12 protein-coding genes and 1 pseudogene are annotated in these 20,068 nt (G+C 51.5%); 8 read left to right on the top strand and 5 right to left on the bottom strand.

The window, feature by feature from the left end:
• Nucleotides 1–3 precede the first annotated feature (3 nt).
• From pilB to nadC, 3 genes are all read right to left on the bottom strand, one after another.
• The gene (gene pilB, locus FCN78_RS02190) at nt 4–1,686 is read right to left on the bottom strand and encodes a type IV-A pilus assembly ATPase PilB (RefSeq protein WP_077659062.1); all 1,683 of its coding nucleotides are present in this window, start codon (nt 1,684–1,686) and stop codon (nt 4–6) included.
• A gap of 24 nt (nt 1,687–1,710) precedes the next feature.
• Nucleotides 1,711–2,127: a pilin gene (locus FCN78_RS02195; protein WP_077659063.1), complete on the bottom strand. Its 417-nt coding sequence runs from the start codon at nt 2,125–2,127 to the stop codon at nt 1,711–1,713.
• 246 nt (nt 2,128–2,373) lie between these two features.
• Complete coding sequence (gene nadC / locus FCN78_RS02200; protein WP_106407178.1) at nt 2,374–3,279, bottom strand: carboxylating nicotinate-nucleotide diphosphorylase; 906 nt, start codon at nt 3,277–3,279, stop codon at nt 2,374–2,376.
• Nucleotides 3,280–3,439: 160 nt separating this feature from the next.
• On the opposite strand from nadC, the gene FCN78_RS02205 reads away from it, so the two are divergent.
• The 7 genes from FCN78_RS02205 (at nt 3,440) to lpdA (ending at nt 13,579) form a co-directional block, all read left to right on the top strand.
• Complete coding sequence (locus tag FCN78_RS02205; RefSeq protein WP_077659064.1) at nt 3,440–4,435, top strand: ABC transporter substrate-binding protein; 996 nt, start codon at nt 3,440–3,442, stop codon at nt 4,433–4,435.
• Nucleotides 4,432–5,736, top strand: coding sequence for a diguanylate cyclase domain-containing protein (locus FCN78_RS02210; protein ID WP_077456493.1), 1,305 nt, complete (start codon nt 4,432–4,434; stop codon nt 5,734–5,736). Before FCN78_RS02205 ends, FCN78_RS02210 begins: the two co-directional genes overlap by 4 nt.
• Before the next feature lie 24 nt (nt 5,737–5,760).
• A complete protein-coding gene (gene ampD, locus FCN78_RS02215) occupies nt 5,761–6,309 on the top strand; it encodes a 1,6-anhydro-N-acetylmuramyl-L-alanine amidase AmpD (protein WP_077456495.1) in 549 nt (182 codons plus the stop codon).
• A 236-nt stretch (nt 6,310–6,545) separates the two neighbouring features.
• Nucleotides 6,546–7,319 (top strand): pyruvate dehydrogenase complex transcriptional repressor PdhR, encoded by a 774-nt coding sequence (pdhR, locus tag FCN78_RS02220; RefSeq protein WP_046073985.1) that lies wholly within the window; start codon nt 6,546–6,548, stop codon nt 7,317–7,319.
• Between the two features lie 89 nt (nt 7,320–7,408).
• Nucleotides 7,409–10,075: a pyruvate dehydrogenase (acetyl-transferring), homodimeric type gene (gene aceE, locus FCN78_RS02225; RefSeq protein ID WP_077456497.1), complete on the top strand. Its 2,667-nt coding sequence runs from the start codon at nt 7,409–7,411 to the stop codon at nt 10,073–10,075.
• A gap of 12 nt (nt 10,076–10,087) precedes the next feature.
• Nucleotides 10,088–11,968, top strand: coding sequence for a pyruvate dehydrogenase complex dihydrolipoyllysine-residue acetyltransferase (gene aceF / locus FCN78_RS02230; RefSeq protein ID WP_077520851.1), 1,881 nt, complete (start codon nt 10,088–10,090; stop codon nt 11,966–11,968).
• Between the two features lie 186 nt (nt 11,969–12,154).
• Complete coding sequence (gene lpdA, locus FCN78_RS02235) at nt 12,155–13,579, top strand: dihydrolipoyl dehydrogenase (protein WP_077659065.1); 1,425 nt, start codon at nt 12,155–12,157, stop codon at nt 13,577–13,579.
• Between the two features lie 133 nt (nt 13,580–13,712).
• Here lpdA and FCN78_RS02245 read toward each other — a convergent pair.
• A pseudogene (locus tag FCN78_RS02245) lies at nt 13,713–15,628 on the bottom strand (methyl-accepting chemotaxis protein).
• Between the two features lie 553 nt (nt 15,629–16,181).
• On the opposite strand from FCN78_RS02245, the gene acnB reads away from it, so the two are divergent.
• Nucleotides 16,182–18,779, top strand: a complete 2,598-nt coding sequence (gene acnB / locus FCN78_RS02250; protein WP_077456505.1) for a bifunctional aconitate hydratase 2/2-methylisocitrate dehydratase — start codon at nt 16,182–16,184, stop codon at nt 18,777–18,779.
• Between the two features lie 79 nt (nt 18,780–18,858).
• Here acnB and FCN78_RS02255 read toward each other — a convergent pair whose 3' ends face one another.
• The gene (locus tag FCN78_RS02255) at nt 18,859–19,998 is read right to left on the bottom strand and encodes a glycerate kinase (RefSeq protein WP_077659066.1); all 1,140 of its coding nucleotides are present in this window, start codon (nt 19,996–19,998) and stop codon (nt 18,859–18,861) included.
• Nucleotides 19,999–20,068: the final 70 nt, after the last annotated feature.

A 20,068-nucleotide genomic window follows, 5' to 3' on the forward strand; every position in this document is an offset into this window, starting at 1 on the left:
TCCTTAGGCAAGCTGAATAATGCGGGTAAGCTCTTGGATGCTGGTGATCCCTTGGTTGAGTTTGGCAACCCCAGACTCGGCCAATCGCCACATACCTTCTTCGGTGGCCAGTTGAGTGAGTTCCACCGCGCTGGCATTTCGGTAAATGGCGCTGGTTATCTTTTCTGTCACGGGGAGCACTTCGTACACCCCAGTCCGTCCTTGATAACCCTGATAGCACTGGTAACAGCCGTGGGGATTGGCTTGGTAGAGCGTGCTTGGGGTTAAGCTTGGATAGAGGTTGGCTAAATACTGAATGCGTGGGTCATCAGATGGGTGCGGCTGTTTACAAACAGGGCATAAACGGCGTACCAAACGCTGAGCCACCACCAAAGTTAGAGAGCTGGCAAGGTTGTAGGGCGCAATGCCCATATGGGATAAACGGGTGATGCTTTCGGCCGCCGAATTGGTATGCAGCGTTGATAACACCAGGTGACCGGTTTGCGCGGCCTTGATCCCGATCTCAGCGGTGTCGAGATCGCGTATTTCTCCCACCATCACCACATCGGGATCTTGGCGCAAAAAGGCACGGAGTGCGGTGGCGAAATCTAAACCGATGCTAGGATTAACATTGACTTGATTGATGCCTTCTAGCTGGATCTCAACCGGATCTTCGACGGTGGCAATATTACGCTGCGGCTGGTTGAGATACCTGAGCCCACTATACAAAGAGACGGTTTTGCCGCTTCCCGTTGGGCCGGTAAACAAAACCATCCCTTGCGGCCTATCCAATGCGTCTTGATAGTGCTGGCGCTGCCATTCGGTTAAGCCTAAATCATGTAGCGTCAGTTGCTGCTGGCCATTATTCAACAAGCGAACCACCACCTTCTCGCCCCAAACGGTCGGTAAGGTGGAGACGCGCATATCGACGGTGTGATCGGCAGTGAGGGTCAGCTTAATGCGCCCGTCTTGTGGTAAACGTCGTTCGGCAATATTGAGTTGGGCCAAGATTTTGAGTCGAGTCGACAGCCGCCGCGAGACCCCCGCAGGAGGGTGGGCATAGGTGTGCAATAAACCGTCTTGGCGAAAGCGAATTTGGTAGTGATGTTCAAAGGGCTCGAAGTGTACGTCGGAGGCGTTTTTACGTACCGCATCCACCAATATCTGTTGAATGTAACGACTGATCGGCGCCTGATCACTTTGTAGCTCAGCGCTGTCTTCTTGTGGGCTATCGGTGACGGTCAGGGCGGCTAAGTCTTGATCACTGATGGTGATGCCATCGCCGGTGCCATCGATATCTGCGCCGTATAAGTGGCGCAGCGCGGCATCCAAATCCGGCTGACTGAGTACCACTAAACGGACATTGAGCCCAGTAGAAAAGCGAAAGTCGGCGACCGCCTCCGTGTTATCTGGGTCACTGACGCCGAGCAACAGCTCTTTGCCTTGCTGGGCCAGCGGCAACACTTGATGGCGCTGAATCAAATCGCGCCTATCTAGGGCATAACAGGTGTCTTTAAACGGGTACTGATGGCTTTCCGAAAAAGGCAGGTGGTGCTGACTCGCGAGAGTGTGGGCGAGCGCGGTGGGGTCAACCCCGGCATCGAGTAAACGGGAGACGCTAAGCGGTGTGCCATCGCCAATGCCCAACGCATGGCGCTGGACATCGGTCAATAAACCGGCTTGATACAACGTAGCGGTTGGGAGCATCGTGAGTCCCTGTTTTATATTCGCTTAAGGTGTTGGCTTTTTGGTACCCGACTTACTGCTGCAACCATCGACTTTAATATTTGTTGCCGGTTGCTCGCACGTCCACTTGCCTTCAGGGGACCGTAAGAGTGTGACTTTATTACCTTCCGGCATCCCCTGCACGGCTATGTTCATGTTTCCCTTAACGCCACTAGTCTCAGTGAACGTTACATCATCAGGAATACCAAGGTCGCCTCTTTTATCACTTTCTGGGAACTTACCCTCTTCCATAATATGCGCTTCTACCACGGAGCGCATATTGGTTAACGTGGCAATTGCGGCAGTGACTTTGGCTTTATCTTGATACTTTTGGTATTGCGGAATGGCGATGGCAGTTAGGGCGCCAATAATGCCTAATACCACCAGTAACTCAATCAAACTAAACCCTTGTTGCTTTTGCATCCTATTTATCTCCTTTCCATCATGGTGGGCCGCCAACGCGGTGGCCGCGAGTGCAGTGACTTTACGCTTGTGAGCGTGGCGCAAAAAAGAGGGAAGAGATGAGTTTGAGACTGAAGGGTAAAAGCTGGATGTAACAGTATTTTTTTCTAATCTAGTGTTCGACTCACCACAAATTTTTTGTCACGAAAGAGTGATAAAAAGGCCGCCCATCGTGGCGGCCTGGTCGATTCTGCGTTAATACATGTATTATTTAAAACGCATGGATAAATCGAGCGCAGTCACGTGCTTGGTAAGCGCCCCCACGGAAATATAATCCACTCCGGTGGCGGCGTATTCTGCCAACGTCTCGAGCGTGACGTTCCCCGAGACTTCTAGCGCCACACGGTCTTGATTTAAGGCAACCGCTTCGCGCATCATCGGCACGCTAAAGTTATCCAGCATCACAATATCGGCACCCGCCTCAATGGCTTGTTTTAGCTCATCCAGATTTTCTGTCTCTACTTCCACCGGTTTATCTGGATTCAGACGACGAGCCTCTTGCACCGCATTGGCAATCCCGCCACAGGCGAGAATATGATTCTCTTTGATCAAATACGCATCAAACACACCAATACGGTGATTGTGTCCGCCGCCACAAGCGACAGCATATTTGAGTGCACTGCGCAGTCCCGGAATGGTCTTACGCGTGTCGAGCAATTTGGTGTGGGTGCCGTTGAGCGCTGCCACATAGGTTGCCGTTTTACTGGCGCAGCCTGACAAGGTCTGGATAAAGTTCATCGCATTGCGTTCACCGGTCAACAAAACACGCGAGGGGCCTTGTAAGGTACACAGCGATTGATTGGCGGTGATGGCGTCGCCATCGGCAACATGCCACGTCAAGGTGACGTCGCCACCGAGCTGATGAAAAACTTCATCCGCATAGGCACGGCCACAGAAAACGCCATCTTCTCGGGTGATCAGTGTCGCGGTGGATACCGAGTCGGCCGGGATCAGGCTAGCGGTGATGTCTTTGCTGGCGTCGATGTCGCCACCCAGATCTTCTCGCAGTGCGTCGTTCACCGCGCGGGTCACGTCGGCGCGGAGGTGAGAGGTAAGATAGGCCAGGCGGCGCTCGCTGTCATGGACAGCATGAAAAGGGGTCGATGTCATCATGGCTTACCGCGGTCATCAAAAAAGTGGTCGAATGATAACGCTGGTGATAACGAAATGCAGCTTTTCTCTCTCGTTTCCCTGCGTTCGTCTACCTTTTTGATCATAGTCTGTCTTTTAAATTGTCTACACTTTGGGCAGGAACAGTCAAAGAGGGGATGCGATGAAGCGAGGGTTAGCCCTGGTGGCCATGATAGCGATTGCGTTTATTGGGTTCCGTACGTGGCAGCAACTCAGGCCGCCAGTGTCCGAACCATTATCATCACTGGCTATTGCGGTTTCGCTCACCCCCCTGTCTGCCCCGATTATTGTGGCCAAAGAGCAGGGACTATTTAAAAAGCATGGTATTGCGATGACGCTTAAGCCTGTCCATGGCGGGGTAAAGAGTTTTCAAACCTTAATGTCAGGAGAGGTGGACTTAGCGACTACCTCAGAGACGGTGGTGATGTTTAACAGTTTTGAGCGCGATGATTTTAATGTGCTAACCAGCTTTGTCGAGTCAGATAACGATGTCAAACTCTGGTCTATTGACCGTGAGATTAGCGGCTCGTTGGCGCACGCGCTCGACAATGCACGCGTGGGCATTGTTGCGTCGAGTGCCAGTGAGTATTTCTTTGACTCTTTGCTGCAATTGCACGACATTCCGAGAGAGCGGGTGGAAAAAGTTGGCTATCCTCCCGAAGCACTGCCCAAAGCGCTTCTCGACGAGAAGGTGGATGTGATAGCCATATGGGAGCCCTACGGCTATCAGCTCCTCAAGCAGTCCAACCAGCCGGTGCATTCGCTTGATAGTAAAGGTCTGCACAGCCTCTCTTTTCTGTTAGTCAGTGATCGCTTGTTAGTCAACAAGCAGCACCAGGACATGCAACGGGTTGTTAGTGCGCTAGATGACGCGGTGAACTTTATTCATCAACACCCAGAGCGGGCTAAAGTACAGGTTTCCGCGTATCTTGACATGTCAGACGATAAACTCAGCTGGCTATGGCAAGATTACTTATTCCGCCTTTCATTGAATGATTCGTTACTACTGCGGTTAAAAAACCAAGCGCGATGGGCGCAAGAAGCGGGTTTAGTGGAAGGGAGCACGCCGTCATTCCGCCATATACTCAATCCAGGCCCCTTGGTTGAGGCCACGCAAAAAGTGAGTTTATTAGAATGAAGATCGGTCAGCAGCTCAGTATAGTTGTGTATGCCTGTACGGCGCTCACCTTTATCACGCTGTTAATTACGGTTGAACTTTTTTATAAACAAAATCAAATTCAGTCACGGTTAGACAGCATCATGGCGGTACACTCTCAGATTGATAGCCTGCGTGGCCGTCTATGGTTGTATCGTCAATATCCCAGTGCGCAAACGCGCCAAGATGTGAATCAGTCGACCCATGCATTGCGTGCGCAGTTAGACAGCGATGAACTTGCGTTACCGCCGCAGTCCGCGCAGTCAATCCGGCTCGCGGCAAATAGTATTGACCGCCTATTGTCAGTAACAGCCGGGCAGTTAAGCGTTGCCCCTTCCGTGGATGAAGGGCGTTTGATGCTGTTCTCACGTTTCAATGTGTTGCTACAGGCGATGAGTGAAACGGCCTTTTCGGTACGGCAGCAGGTGATGCACCAATCGGGACAACAACAGAAAAAACTGTTGGTTGTGCATGGCGGCGTGCTGGTGGTTTTAGCCTTGTTGGTGACCATCTTCGTGACCCGCTTACGGCGGCGACTAACTCGTCGCCTAAAGGTATTGCATTCGACCATTACGCAAATTAAGCAAGGTGATCTGACCACGGAGTTAACCTTAACTGACAAGGATGAACTGACTGAGCTAGCTGATCATGTTGATGAGATGAAGCGAGCACTGAGCCACACCATGGTGGACAAAAAGCAGTTGAGCGAAGAAGTCGCACGGCAAACGCAACAGCTTCGTGAGCAGCAGCATCAACTCAAATTCCTGGCTGAACGCGATGAGTTGACGGGCCTCTTTAACCGACGTGCGTTTGAATCACATGTGGAGGTGGCGGTGATGCGGGCCAATCGCGCCCAAACCAATGCGGCGTTATTATTCATTGATTTAAATGATTTTAAGCAAGTCAATGACACCTACGGACATGGGGTCGGTGATGAGCTTCTCAAAGTGGTCGGTCATCGCTTGAAACAATGCGTGCGTCGCTCTGATTTGGTTGGCCGCTTGGGGGGAGATGAGTTCATTGTCTGGCTGGACTTATTAGCGGATAAATCGGCGCTGAATGAAGTGATCACCCGTATCCAAGACGAAATGCACGCGCCAATACAGGTTGCCGATACCTCCTTGTCACTGACCATTAGCATCGGCGTAAGTTGCTTCCCCACGGATGGGCTCGAGCTACAGCAAATGATGAATCAAGCCGATGCCGCCATGTATTACGCCAAAAATCACCCTGAAGCGCGTTGTTGCTTGTATTCCAATCTTCCGACTGACCAGATAAAGTAGCGATTTTGCTCAAGTGGATCGGATATGTCTTTTTCACAGATTGACAATCATTGGTTGGTAGGCGCGCGCGCTTGTCTGTCTCCTCATCATAACCCACGCCCAGATAGCAAGGATATCTCCTTGCTGGTGATCCACAACATCAGTCTGCCGCCCGGTCAGTTCGACGGTCCCTATATTGAGCAGTTTTTTCAGGGGCATCTCGACCCCTCGGCACATCCTTACTTTGCCGAGATCGCATCGCTGCGCGTCTCCGCCCACCTACTGATCCGACGAGATGGAAGTGTGATCCAGTTTGTACCATTCAGTGCGCGTGCATGGCATGCTGGCGCTTCGTGTTTTGACGGTCGGCAGCAATGTAACGATTTTTCTATCGGTATTGAGCTAGAGGGCACAGACACACATCCATACACCGATCAGCAGTACCAATCGTTAGCGGCGATCACGCAGACGCTGATGCAGTCCTACCCAGCCATTACTCGTGATCGAATCACAGGACACCAACATATTGCCCCAGGCCGTAAAACGGATCCTGGGGTAGCGTTTGACTGGAAAAAGTTACACGCACTGATTTAGATGCCTATTGCATTGACTGAACTAAATGGTCTGACCAATTTAAAGGGACGGGATATTCATGGCTGTCAGGCTAAAAATACACAGGTTTCCATGATGTCAATCAAAGTTCAGGTGGACAGAATACCCGCTGTCTGGTAACTTTAGGGATCAATAAAGTAATTGGTCTTACCAATTTACAATCAGTCAATCTCTGTAGCTAAGCGCCAAGCTTGGGGGGCAGATGGTCAATAAATACAATGGCATATCAGCGAATTCGTCAACCTAAACTCTCGGATGTAATTGAAAAAGAGCTCGAGGGCTTAATTCTGGAAGGGACCTTGTCTCCGGGCCAGAAGTTACCGCCTGAACGAGAGTTAGCGACGCAATTTGATGTGTCTCGCCCGTCAGTGCGCGAAGCGATTCAACGGCTTGAAGTCAAAAAGCTACTGACGCGCAAGCAAGGTGGCGGCACCTTTGTCAGTGAACGCCTTTGGCAACGCTTCTCTGAGCCATTGCTAGAGTTATTGGCGGACCATCCAGAAACCCAGCTTGATTTATTGGAGTCACGGCATGCTTTAGAGGGGATTTCTTCTTATTTTGCCGCATTACGGGGAACAGAAGAGGATTTTTCTCGCATTGAAGACTGTCATGACGCCATTCGTCAAGCACAACAAAATGGGGACTTAGAGGCAGAAGCCTCGGCTGTGATGCAGTATCTCGTTGCCGTAACGGAAGCGGCGCATAATGTGGTGTTACTTCACATCATGCGCAGTCTCGCGCCGTTACTGGAACAGAATATTTTGCAAAATTTTGAGCTACTTTATCGCCGTCAAGAGACGGTGGAAAACGTCAGCCGACACCGAGCTGAGATAGTGGATGCGATTACCGCTGGTGAACCAGAAAAAGCCAGACAAGCGTCGCATGCGCACTTGGCTTACATTGAGGAAACTCTGTTGGATCTTGGTCGAGAAGAAAGCCGTCGCGAACGGTCTCTACGTCGAATTCAACAACGCAAGGACGAGTTGGAGTAGCCTTATTCGCACCGATAGAAACGCGAAGGGCACTGCAGCTGCGACAACGTTTGTTTTGTACGAGTCAATCAACGAAAGGATAGATCGCCATGTCTGAAGTCATGAAACATGACGTGGACGCACTTGAAACACAAGAGTGGTTGCAAGCTCTTGAGTCAGTCGTTCGTGAAGAAGGTGTAGAACGTGCCCAGTTCCTTCTGGAGCAAGTATTAGGGCAAGCACGTTTGGACGGTGTTGACATGCCAACGGGCGTGACCACCAACTATGTAAATACCATTCCTGCTGATCAAGAACCTGCTTACCCAGGTGATGTGAATCTGGAACGCCGTATCCGTTCTATCATTCGTTGGAACGCAATCATGATCGTGTTGCGTGCGTCCAAGAAGGATTTAGAGCTGGGTGGCCACATGGCATCATTCCAGTCTTCGGCGGCATTTTATGAAACCTGCTTTAACCACTTCTTCCGTGCGCCTAACGAGAAAGACGGTGGCGACCTGGTGTATTATCAAGGTCATATTTCTCCAGGTATCTATGCACGTGCCTTTGTTGAAGGCCGCTTGAGCGAAGAGCAGCTCGACAACTTCCGTCAGGAGGTCGATGGCAAAGGGGTGTCTTCATATCCGCACCCGAAACTGATGCCTGAGTTCTGGCAGTTCCCAACTGTATCTATGGGTCTGGGTCCGATTGCGTCTATCTATCAAGCGCGTTTCCTCAAATACCTCAACGGTCGTGGCCTAAAAGACACCTCTGAGCAGCGTGTTTATGCGTTCCTCGGTGACGGTGAGATGGATGAGCCAGAGTCACGCGGTGCGTTGTCATTCGCAGCCCGTGAAAACCTGGATAACCTCTGCTTCTTGATTAACTGTAACCTGCAGCGCCTTGATGGTCCTGTAATGGGTAACGGTAAAATCGTTCAAGAGCTGGAAGGCCTCTTTAAAGGCGCCGGCTGGAACGTGATCAAAGTGGTTTGGGGCTCTGGCTGGGACAAACTGCTGGCCAAAGACACCTCAGGTAAATTGCTGCAGTTGATGAATGAAACCATCGACGGTGATTACCAGACGTTCAAATCGAAAGACGGCGCTTACGTCCGCGAACACTTCTTCGGCAAGTACCCAGAAACCGCAGCCTTGGTTGCAGACATGACTGACGAAGAGATCTTTGCACTTAAGCGTGGTGGCCACGAGCCATCTAAATTGTTTGCTGCCTTCAAAGCAGCACAAGAGTGCAATGACCGTCCAACCGTGATCTTGGCGAAAACCGTCAAAGGTTATGGCATGGGTGAAGCGGCTGAAGGGAAAAACATCGCGCACCAAGTCAAGAAAATGGACATGACCCATGTTCACGCGATGCGTGATCGTCTTGGCCTACAAGACTTGTTGTCTGACGACGATGTACAAAACCTGAAGTACCTGAAGTTGGAAGAAGGCTCTGCCGAGTACGAATACCTGCACGCACGTCGTAAGGCACTTCACGGTTATACTCCACAGCGTCTGCCGAAATTTACGCAAGAACTGACATTGCCAAAACTGGACGATTTCTCGGCGTTACTGTCTGAACAGAAACGTGATATCTCCACCACGATGGCCTTTGTGCGTTCTTTGAATGTCTTGCTGAAAGACAAGAGCATTGGCAAGAACATTGTGCCTATCATTGCCGACGAAGCGCGTACATTCGGTATGGAAGGCTTGTTCCGTCAAGTAGGTATCTACAACCCGCAGGGTCAGACTTATACCCCAGAAGATCGCGGTGTGGTGTCTTACTACAAAGAAGACGAAGGCGGCCAAGTACTGCAAGAAGGGATCAACGAGCTAGGCGCGATGTCATCGTGGGTAGCGGCGGCGACCTCTTACAGCACTAATGATCTGCCAATGATCCCATTCTACATCTACTACTCAATGTTCGGCTTCCAACGTGTTGGCGACATGGCGTGGATGGCGGGTGACCAGCAAGCGCGTGGTTTCCTATTGGGTGCGACTGCCGGTCGTACTACCTTGAACGGTGAAGGTCTACAACACGAAGACGGTCACAGCCATATTTTGGCAAGCACGGTACCTAACTGTGTTTCTTACGACCCAACCTTCGCGTACGAAGTGGCGGTGATCATGCAAGACGGTATCCGTCGCATGTACGGTCCTGACCAAGAAAACATCTACTACTACTTGACGCTGATGAACGAAAACTATCATCAGCCAGCCATGCCTGAGGGCGCGGAAGAAGGTATCCGTAAAGGTATCTACAAGTTGGAAACCTATACGGGCGACAAAGCGAAAGTCCAGCTAATGGGCTCTGGCACCATCATGACCGAAGTGCGTAAAGCGGCGAAACTGCTTAGCGATGAGTTCGGTGTGGCGTCTGACGTTTACAGCGTGACCTCGTTCAACGAGCTGGCACGTGATGGTCAAGATGTCGATCGTTTCAACATGCTGAACCCAGATGCAGAAAGCAAAGTGCCTTACATCCAAACCGTGATGGGCACAGAGCCAGCGATTGCTGCGACTGACTACATGAAGAACTATGCTGACCAAGTTCGTGCGTTTGTCCCAGCTGAATCTTACAAAGTACTGGGCACTGACGGCTTTGGCCGTTCAGACAGCCGTGAAAACCTTCGTCGTCACTTTGAAGTGAACGCAGGCTATGTGGTTGTAGCGGCACTTAATGAGCTGGCTAAGCGTGGCGATGTTGACAAGAAAGTGGTCGCAGAAGCGATCAAGAAATTCGACATCGATACCAACAAAGTAAACCCGCTGTTCGCGTAAGAGGCTGAAATAATGTCAATCGAGATTAATGTACCTGACATCGGTGCGGATGAAGTAGAAGTGACTGAGATCCTTGTCAGCGTGGGTGACAAGGTTGAAGAAGAGCAGTCGTTAATCACCGTTGAGGGTGATAAAGCATCCATGGAAGTCCCTGCATCACAAGCGGGTGTGGTCAAGGAAATTAAAATTGCCGAGGGTGACAAAGTCACCACCGGCTCTTTGATGATGATCTTTGAAGCGGAAGGTGCCGCATCAAGCGCTCCTGCGGAAGAGGCGGCTCCCGCTGCCCCTGCTGCAGCACCAGCGGCTGCATCAGAAATCAAAGAAGTGCACGTGCCTGATATCGGCGGTGACGAAGTTGAAGTGACCGACATCATGGTCGCGGTAGGCGACAGCGTCGACGAAGAGCAATCATTGATCACCGTTGAAGGCGACAAAGCGTCAATGGAAGTGCCGGCACCGTTTGCTGGTACCGTTAAAGAGATCAAAATTGCTTCAGGTGACAAGGTCTCAACTGGCTCTTTGATCATGATGTTTGAAGTCGGCAGCAGTGCCCCTGCCGAGGCACCTGCCCAAGCTGCACCTGCGGCCCCTGCTGCGTCAGAATCAAAAGACGTCAACGTTCCTGACATTGGCGGTGATGAAGTCGAAGTGACTGACATCATGGTCGCTGTAGGCGATACGGTTGAAGAAGAGCAATCTTTGATCACCGTTGAAGGCGACAAAGCGTCAATGGAAGTGCCGGCACCGTTTGCGGGTACAGTGAAAGAAATCAAAATCGCCGCGGGCGATAAAGTGTCTACCGGCTCGCACATCATGGTGTTCGAGGTGGCGGGTAGTGCACCTGCGGCACCAGCAGCGGCACCTGCACCTGCTGCAGAGGAAAAATCTGCACCCGCACCAAAAGCGGAAGCACCTGCAGCAGCTAAAGCCGACGCCGGTAAAGACGAGTTTGTTGAAAACAAAGAATACGCGCATGCGTCACCTGTTGTTCGTCGTCTCGCGCGTGAATTCGGTGTTAACTTGGCGAAAGTCAAAGGCACCGGTCGTAAAGGACGTGTACTGAAAGAAGACGTACAAGGCTATGTGAAAGAGGCGCTTAAGCGTCTTGAATCTGGCGCAGCGTCTGGCTCTGGCGACGGCAGTGCACTTGGCCTGCTCCCTTGGCCGAAAGTGGACTTCAGCAAGTTCGGTGAAACAGAAGAAAAACCACTGTCTCGCATCAAGAAGATCTCGGGGGCGAACCTGGCACGTAACTGGGTGATGATCCCGCACGTGACGCAGTGGGATAACGCCGATATCACTGAAGTGGAAGCGTTCCGTAAAGAGCAAAACGCGATCGAGAAGAAGAAAGAGTCAGGCATGAAGATCACCCCATTGGTGTTCATCATGAAAGCGGCTGCTAAAGCGCTGGAAGCTTTCCCTTCATTCAACGCGTCACTGTCTGAAGACGGTGAAAGCCTGATCATGAAGAAGTATGTCAACATCGGTATCGCGGTTGACACGCCAAATGGTCTGGTCGTGCCTGTCTTTAAAGACGTGAACAAGAAAGGCATTCACGAGCTGTCTGAAGAGCTGATGGTGGTATCGAAGAAAGCCCGTGGCGGTAAGCTAACGGCCTCTGATATGCAAGGTGGTTGCTTTACCATCTCTAGCCTAGGTGGCCTTGGCGGTACGGCGTTTACGCCAATCGTTAATGCGCCAGAAGTGTCTATCTTGGGTGTGTCTAAGTCAGAAATGAAGCCAGTATGGAACGGTAAGGACTTTGAACCTCGCCTGATGCTGCCGCTGTCACTGTCTTACGACCACCGTGTGATTGACGGTGCCGAGGGTGCGCGCTTTATTAGCTACCTCAACGGCCTACTGTCTGATATTCGCCGTTTGGTACTCTAATCGCAATACCAACAACCCGACTGGCTGGTCAAAGGTCGGTCGGGAATTGTTGTGCAGCTCACAGGCTATGGGTTTTTATTTTTCAGCCCATTAACATGGCTGTAAACTGTGGCTCCCAGATACCCACAACAATAAAAAAATTACCGCTCTTAGCCTGTCAGGGAATAAGACTATAACGAGGTCAGAATGAGTAAAGAAATCAAAGCGCAAGTCGTCGTCCTTGGCGCTGGTCCTGCTGGATACTCCGCCGCTTTCCGCTGTGCCGACCTAGGTTTGGAAACCGTATTGGTTGAACGTTACAACAACCTTGGCGGTGTGTGTCTAAACGTCGGCTGTATCCCATCTAAAGCCCTACTTCACGTTGCCAAAGTGATTGAAGAAGCCAAAGCCATGGCCGAGCACGGCGTGGTATTCGGTGAGCCACAAACCGATATCGACAAGATCCGCTCTTGGAAAGATAAGGTCATTAGCCAACTGACGGGTGGCTTAGGCGGTATGGCCAAGCAGCGTAAAGTGACAGTCGTCAATGGCACAGGCCGTTTCACTGGCGCCAACACCCTGTTAGTCGAAGGGGAAGAAAGCACTACCATCAACTTTGATAATGCCATCATCGCGGCCGGCTCTCGTCCTATCGAGCTGCCATTTATCCCGCATGATGACCCACGCATTTGGGACTCCACCGACGCCCTTGAGCTCAAAGAAGTACCTGAAAAAATGCTGCTAATGGGTGGCGGCATCATCGGCCTAGAGATGGGCACCGTCTACCATGCACTCGGCTCACAGGTTGATGTGGTCGAAATGTGCGATCAGGTGATCCCTGCGGCAGATAAAGACGTGATCAAAGTCTTTACCAAGCGCATCAGCAAGAAGATGAACCTCATGCTGGAAACCAAGGTGACCGCGGTAGAAGCCAAAGAAGACGGCATCTACGTCACCATGGAAGGCAAAAAAGCCCCAGCAGAGCCTGTTCGCTATGACGCTGTTTTGGTTGCCATCGGCCGTAGCCCGAATGGCAAACTGCTTGATGCGGGCCAAGCTGGCGTTGAAGTTGACGATCGCGGCTTTATCAATGTTGATAAGCAGATGCGCACCAACGTGCCGCACATCTATGCGATCGGTGACATCGTGGGTCAGCCTATGTTGGCGCACAAAGGTGTACACGAAGGCCATGTGGCGGCAGAGGTTATCTCAGGTAAGAAGCATTACTTCGATCCAAAAGTGATCCCATCGATTGCGTACACTGAGCCAGAAGTGGCGTGGGTCGGTAAAACTGAGAAAGAGTGTAAAGAAGAAGGCATTAACTACGAAGTAGCAACCTTCCCATGGGCCGCTTCAGGTCGTGCGATTGCGTCTGATTGTTCGGACGGTCTGACCAAGATGATCTTCGATAAAGATACGCACCGTGTGATCGGTGGTGCTGTCGTGGGTACCAACGGCGGTGAGCTGCTGGGTGAAATTGGTCTTGCTATCGAGATGGGTTGTGATGCCGAAGATGTCGCGCTGACGGTTCATGCTCACCCAACCTTGCACGAATCGGTTGGTTTGGCTGCAGAAGTGTTTGAAGGCTCAATCACCGATATGCCTAACCCGAAAGCGAAGAAAAAGAAATAAACCACGCGTTTATATTTTTCTGACTCAGCCCCGCCATGCGGGGCTTTTTTGTGCCTGTGAACCCCTGTGGGTCCTGAACAAAAAAAGCGGGCCAAGGCCCGCTTAGTGCGTCAGTCGGTAGCATCGCAATGGTTTAAAGCTTGAAGCTCCCTACTAGGGTATCCAGACGTTGGGAAAGATCGCGCAGTGACTCACTCGCTTCTGCCATGGTGTTGGCGGTATCAGCGGTTTGCTGTGAGCTGTGGTTAATCTCTTCGATATTTTGGTTAATATCGTTGACCACGGTAGACTGCTCTTCAGTCGCGGTGGCCACCTGAGTGTTCATGTCCGAGATTTGTACAATCTGCTCGTTGATTGCATTGAGCGATTGTGACGCCTCATCGGAGGCATTGACCCCTTCAGCGGTCATGGTGCGGCTTTGTTCCATGGCATCTACCGCGTTGCGCGCTTCTTGCTGCAGGCGGTCAATCATAGTCTGGATTTCGTCGGTGGAGTCAGAGGTGCGACTGGCCAAGCTGCGTACTTCATCGGCGACAACTGCAAAGCCACGTCCTTGCTCGCCGGCTCGCGCCGCTTCAATCGCCGCATTCAGCGCCAGCAAGTTGGTTTGCTCAGAGATACCGCGGATCACATCCAAAATACCGCCAATCGAATCGGTGTTTTCAGCCAAGGCGCTGATCACTTTCGACATATTCTCCATGTCATCAGCCAGGCGAGCGATGGTATCTCGTGCCTGGGGGTCACCACGCCTTGGCCACTTGCCGCATCATCAGAGGCTTGGTTGGCGGCACTGGCAGCACTGGCGGCATTGCCTGCAATCTCATTAACGGTCGCCCCCATTTCATTGATGGCGGTAACCACTTGCACGGTGCGATCTCGCTGATACTCGCTTTGTGATTGGGTGGCGCCAGCTTGTGATGACACTTGCTCGGCCGCACTACGCAACTCACCACCGGTGCGGGCAACGTCTGAGACTAAACGATGGATTTTCTCCACAAAGCTATTAAAGCCAGAGGCGAGTTGACCAATCTCATCTTGGCTGTTGATATCCACGCGTTGGCGCAGATCCCCTTCACCTTCACCAATTTCACGGAACACGTTGGCGACATATTGGATGGGTTTGGTAATGGTCGCGGCAAGCCAGACGGCAACGACGATAAAAATGAGACCGACGACGACCGATACCATCAGGATTTGATTGCGCGTTTCATTGAGAGGCGCGTAAACCTCTTCGGCAGGGACATCGGCGATAACAAACCAATCCATGGAGGGCACATAACTGGATGCCAGCAGGACTTCTTCACCATTAATACGGGTGTCGAGCAGGTTAAAATCGCCTTTTTGCAGCAAGCTGCGCGCTTGGCCACCATAAATATCGCTTAAGGTTTGCTCGCCCATTAGATTGGTGTCGCGGTGCAGTTGCACTAGGCCGTCAGCGTTGACCAAGAAGACAAAACCCGATTGTTCAATTTTAAATTGATTCAAAAAGCGGGTCATGTCCTCCAACGAGCGTGAAAAACCGGCTAATCCTTTACCGTTAAGCTGTTGAAAGTTGACGAACAGTTTGAGCTCGCCATTATCCTCTTGGAATACCTGGGCCATGGTGGCATTGCCACTGTCGAGGAAGTTGTAAAACCAACTGTCTTTTTCACGCGTTAACACCCGTAAAAATCCGTTCTGATTCCAATACTGCCCGGTGTTGCGGTTGGCAATGGAGGCATCATTCAAATCGTATTGCTCACGTAATACGTTGAGCTGTTTGATCACGCGGGTTTCTTCTGCAGACGTAATATCTTGGTTGATGATATCTAGCATCACAGGGTTAGAAGCCAGCTGACGTGCGGCCGATTGTAGCTGGTTTACCTCACTATCAATGGTATCTCTAAACTGGGTGAGGGTGGTGGGAAGCTCGTTTTCTAACAGGCGCTTTTCCATGATGTCGCGTGCTTGGCTTAAGCTCATATAACTGATGATGGCGGTGGAGGCGATCACCGCGGAGACAAATGCCAACACGAGTTTTTTTTTGATCGTGAGTTGCTTTAGCTTCATGCCCTTCTCTCTATTGGGTCTATTAACAGACGATAGGTTAGCGTGACAAAAATGTGATGATGTTTATGGCACTAACATCTAAGTTAGCAGATATGTGTGAATGATTGGTTATGTATCGACCATGAAACAATAAAATTGAAGCCTTTGCTCAGGGTTATTGATAAAAATGACACTTTACTCGCGCTTTCAACATAAAGCGGTAAAAGTGCGTCGTCGTTTGCGGGAGATAGGGCGCAAAGCAATGGTAGTCGGATCACTGCGCGATGGCGAAAAGCGGTGTAGAATCAGTGACAACCGCGACAGGCTCTGGGTAACTTATACCGAGAGGTGTGGAGTAGCGTACCGCGTCACTACGACCTAAGTATTATGTTTCACAAAACGAGTAGATTTTAATTTTAGGTTAAAAATGCTATCCTCACGCAGCGGTTACGTGCTCGAACCCTCGTCTTGCTGGAAAATTTTAATAAACTTCGCCGGATAAGCGTGATACGAGTACTAACACTTTCCAAGGATGTTGGATCACACGATCTGACCGAGAAAAGAGGAAATAGTCGTGCTTGAAGCCTACCGTAAACACGTCGAAGAACGTGCCGCTCAGGGTATTGTGCCTAAACCGCTTAACGCTGAGCAAACCGCCAGTTTGATAGAACTGCTGAAAAACCCGCCCGCTGGCGAAGAAGAAACCCTCGTTTATTTACTGGAAAACCGAATCCCACCCGGTGTGGATGAAGCCGCTTACGTGAAAGCCGGCTTTCTTGCCGCCCTAGCTAAAGGCGAGGCGCAATCACCCTTGATTAGCCCCGAGCGTGCCACTGAATTACTTGGCACCATGCAAGGTGGCTACAACATCGAGCCGCTGATCACCTTACTTGATGATGACAAGCTTGCGCCCATTGCGGCGAAAGTGCTGTCTCATACCTTATTGATGTTCGATGCGTTTTACGACGTTGAAGACAAAATGAAAGCAGGCAATGCCTACGCTAAGCAGGTGATGGCGTCGTGGGCGAACGCTGAGTGGTACCTGGAAAAACCACAAATTCCTGAAAAAGTGACACTGACGGTGTTCAAAGTCTCGGGTGAAACCAACACCGATGACTTGTCACCCGCGCCAGATGCTTGGTCACGTCCAGATATTCCCTTACATGCTCTTGCGATGCTGAAAAACGAGCGCGAGGGTATTCAGCCGGACAAACCAGGAGAGATTGGCCCGATCGAGCAAATGAAAAAGCTGGAAGAAAAAGGTCATCCACTGGTTTATGTCGGTGATGTGGTCGGTACTGGCTCGTCTCGTAAGTCGGCAACTAACTCGGTGTTGTGGTTTATGGGGCACGATATTCCTAACGTCCCTAACAAGCGCTCAGGTGGTTTTTGTTTAGGTGGCAAAATCGCGCCTATTTTCTTTAATACCATGGAAGATGCGGGCGCTCTGCCGATTGAACTTGATGTGAGCAAGCTCAACATGGGCGATGTGATTGACCTGTATCCGGCCGACGGCAAAGTGTGCAAGCACGGCACCGATGATGTCCTATCTACCTTCCAACTAAAAACGGACATCCTGTACGATGAAGTGCGTGCGGGTGGACGTATCCCCTTGATCATTGGCCGAGGACTGACCGATAAAGCCCGCGAAAGCTTAGGGCTTGAGCCCTCTGAGGTGTTCCGTCGCCCACGTCCGGTGGCTGATTCCACCAAAGGCTTTACCTTGGCACAAAAAATGGTGGGCAAAGCGTGTGGCGTTGAGGGCGTGCGCCCGAACACCTATTGTGAGCCAAAAATGACCACCGTGGGCTCACAAGATACCACCGGGCCCATGACGCGCGACGAGCTGAAAGATTTGGCCTGCCTTGGCTTTACCGCTGATTTGACCATGCAGTCGTTCTGCCATACCTCGGCTTATCCAAAGCCGGTGGATGTGGAAACCCACCATACGTTGCCAGACTTTATTATGAACCGTGGTGGTGTGGCGCTGCGTCCCGGTGACGGTGTGATCCACTCGTGGCTCAACCGTATGCTGCTGCCTGATACCGTAGGTACTGGTGGCGATTCACATACTCGCTTCCCCCTCGGGATCTCTTTCCCGGCAGGCTCTGGCTTGGTCGCGTTTGCCGCGGCAACTGGGGTCATGCCTTTGGATATGCCAGAGTCCGTATTGGTACGCTTTAAAGGCGAAATGCAACCCGGGGTGACGTTGCGTGACCTGGTTCATGCTATCCCTTACTTTGGCATTCAAAAAGGGCTGCTGACGGTGGAGAAATCGGGCAAGATTAACGAGTTCTCTGGCCGTATTTTGGAGATCGAAGGGGTTGAGCACCTGACGGTTGAGCAGGCGTTTGAGCTGTCAGATGCATCAGCGGAGCGTTCAGCGGCTGGTTGTACCGTTAAGTTGTCGCAAGACTCTGTGGCTGAGTATTTAGAGTCGAACATTGTGATGCTTAAGTGGATGATCTCTGAGGGCTATGGCGATCGCCGTACCATCGAGCGCCGCATTCAAGCTATGCAACAGTGGCTGGAAAACCCAAGCTTGATGGAAGCAGATAAAGATGCCGAGTATGCGCATGTGCTTGAAATCGATCTGGCTGACATCAAAGAGCCAATTCTGTGCGCGCCGAATGATCCCGATGATGCGCGTAGTTTGTCAGATGTCGCAGGCGACAGTGTTGATGAAGTCTTTATCGGCAGCTGTATGACCAACATTGGTCACTTCCGCGCAGCGGGTAAACTGCTGGACAAGTTTGGAGGGAGTTTATCTACCCGTATGTGGGTGGCACCACCGACGAAGATGGACAGAGATCAGCTCACCGCCGAAGGCTACTACGGCATTTATGGCCGGGCAGGGGTGCGCATAGAAACGCCAGGATGCTCGTTGTGTATGGGTAACCAAGCGCGTGTGGCAGAAAAGTCTACCGTACTGTCGACCTCGACGCGCAACTTCCCGAACCGACTGGGTACGGGCGCCAATGTCTATCTCGCATCAGCGGAGTTGTCTGCTGTCGGCGCGATCCTTGGCCGTATTCCGACCAGAGAGGAATACCTTGAGTACGCGGAGCAAATTAATGCGACCGCTAGCGATACCTATCGCTACCTCAACTTCCATCAAATGGATGCCTACACCAAAAAAGCGGATGATGTGATTATTAAAGCCGCGGTATAAGCGTCTTTTACTCGCAGGCTCACAGAAAGCGCCCCCGTTGTTAGGGGGCGCTTTTTTGGATTTAACCTTTAGGTAACACTCATGTGTAACCGGCTAATCGGATCAAGCGTGCTATGTTTTCACCGGTGCGCATGAGGTTTTTCTTGCTATTCATCAGCGCGTCACTCAATTCACAAGGGCCCGCTTGAATGGGGAAGATTGCGGTGACACCGGTCTGATAAAGCGCTTCGCAATCGTCACCGACACTGCCGGCGAGCACGATGACAGGGACATCATCGGCATGTGCGATTCTGGCGATAGCAGCCGGCACTTTGCCGTGCTGCGTTTGCCCATCGACACGGCCTTCGCCCGTGATCACCCAATCGGCTTGCGCTAACACGTGGTGGGCATGGGTGCGTGAGAGCAATAAGTCGACACCGGGCTCAAGCTGCGCGCCAAGTAATCCGCCGAGTGTTGCACCCATCCCGCCAGCCGCGCCAGCGCCTGAAAAGTGGCAAATGGACTGTCCTAATTGCAGGTGGCAAATACTGGCAAAGCGGTGCAGGTATTGCTCCAAGTCTCGAATATCTTCTTCCCGGGCGCCTTTTTGTGGTCCAAAGACGGTAGTGGCACCATGTGGTCCACATAAAGGGTTATCGACATCGCAGGCGGCAGTGAGTTTGACCGTGTTAAGGCGAGCATCCAGTCCGTCAAGATCCAGAGTCATCAGCGAGCCGAGCCCTTCTCCTGTAGGTGGTATCGGTTTGCCTGCGCCATCAAGAAGCTTGGCGCCGAGGGCGGTTAGGATCCCTGCACCGGCATCATTGGTGGCACTGCCCCCCAAGCCGATAATGATTTCGTCAATATCATGGTCAAGCGCGGCACGAATCAGTTCGCCGGTCCCTAAGCTGGTGGTATGACGAGGATGGCGTGCGTGCTGTGGCACTAAGGGAAGGCCTGAAGCACTGGCAACATCGATAACGGCCAGACGATGTTCGCGATTGATAACAAATTCGGCGGTCACCGAGCGAAAGTCAGGCCCAGTGACCTCGCAGTGATAGCGCTCGCCACCAAGCTGATCGAGAAAGCTTTGTGCAAAGCCCTCACCACCATCCGCCATTGGCAGTTGCGAGAAACGGGCGTTAGGTAAAATAGGCACCATGCCAGCCTCAATCGCCTGTGCAACATGGCGAGCACTAAGGCCTTCTTTAAATGAATCCGGTGCGATCACGATATGCATTTGCCTATCCTTTGCTGCCTACTGTTATTCCATTTAAGTATGGTTGAAGTGACATTTGGATGACAGCCCC

Origin of the sequence: Salinivibrio kushneri (genome assembly GCF_005280275.1) — a bacterium.
Taxonomy (GTDB): domain Bacteria; phylum Pseudomonadota; class Gammaproteobacteria; order Enterobacterales; family Vibrionaceae; genus Salinivibrio; species Salinivibrio kushneri.

Bases quoted from the DNA above. Each gene is read 5' to 3' on its own strand.
- FCN78_RS02205 (WP_077659064.1), top strand. From the start codon at position 3,440: ATGAAGCGAGGGTTAGCCCTGGTGGCCATGATAGCGATTGCGTTTATT.
- FCN78_RS02255 (WP_077659066.1), bottom strand. From the start codon at position 19,998: ATGCATATCGTGATCGCACCGGATTCATTTAAAGAAGGCCTTAGTGCT.
- aceE (WP_077456497.1), top strand. From the start codon at position 7,409: ATGTCTGAAGTCATGAAACATGACGTGGACGCACTTGAAACACAAGAG.
- FCN78_RS02195 (WP_077659063.1), bottom strand. From the start codon at position 2,127: ATGCAAAAGCAACAAGGGTTTAGTTTGATTGAGTTACTGGTGGTATTA.
- ampD (WP_077456495.1), top strand. From the start codon at position 5,761: ATGTCTTTTTCACAGATTGACAATCATTGGTTGGTAGGCGCGCGCGCT.
- pilB (WP_077659062.1), bottom strand. From the start codon at position 1,686: ATGCTCCCAACCGCTACGTTGTATCAAGCCGGTTTATTGACCGATGTC.
- lpdA (WP_077659065.1), top strand. From the start codon at position 12,155: ATGAGTAAAGAAATCAAAGCGCAAGTCGTCGTCCTTGGCGCTGGTCCT.
- nadC (WP_106407178.1), bottom strand. From the start codon at position 3,279: ATGATGACATCGACCCCTTTTCATGCTGTCCATGACAGCGAGCGCCGC.
- aceF (WP_077520851.1), top strand. From the start codon at position 10,088: ATGTCAATCGAGATTAATGTACCTGACATCGGTGCGGATGAAGTAGAA.
- pdhR (WP_046073985.1), top strand. From the start codon at position 6,546: ATGGCATATCAGCGAATTCGTCAACCTAAACTCTCGGATGTAATTGAA.
- FCN78_RS02210 (WP_077456493.1), top strand. From the start codon at position 4,432: ATGAAGATCGGTCAGCAGCTCAGTATAGTTGTGTATGCCTGTACGGCG.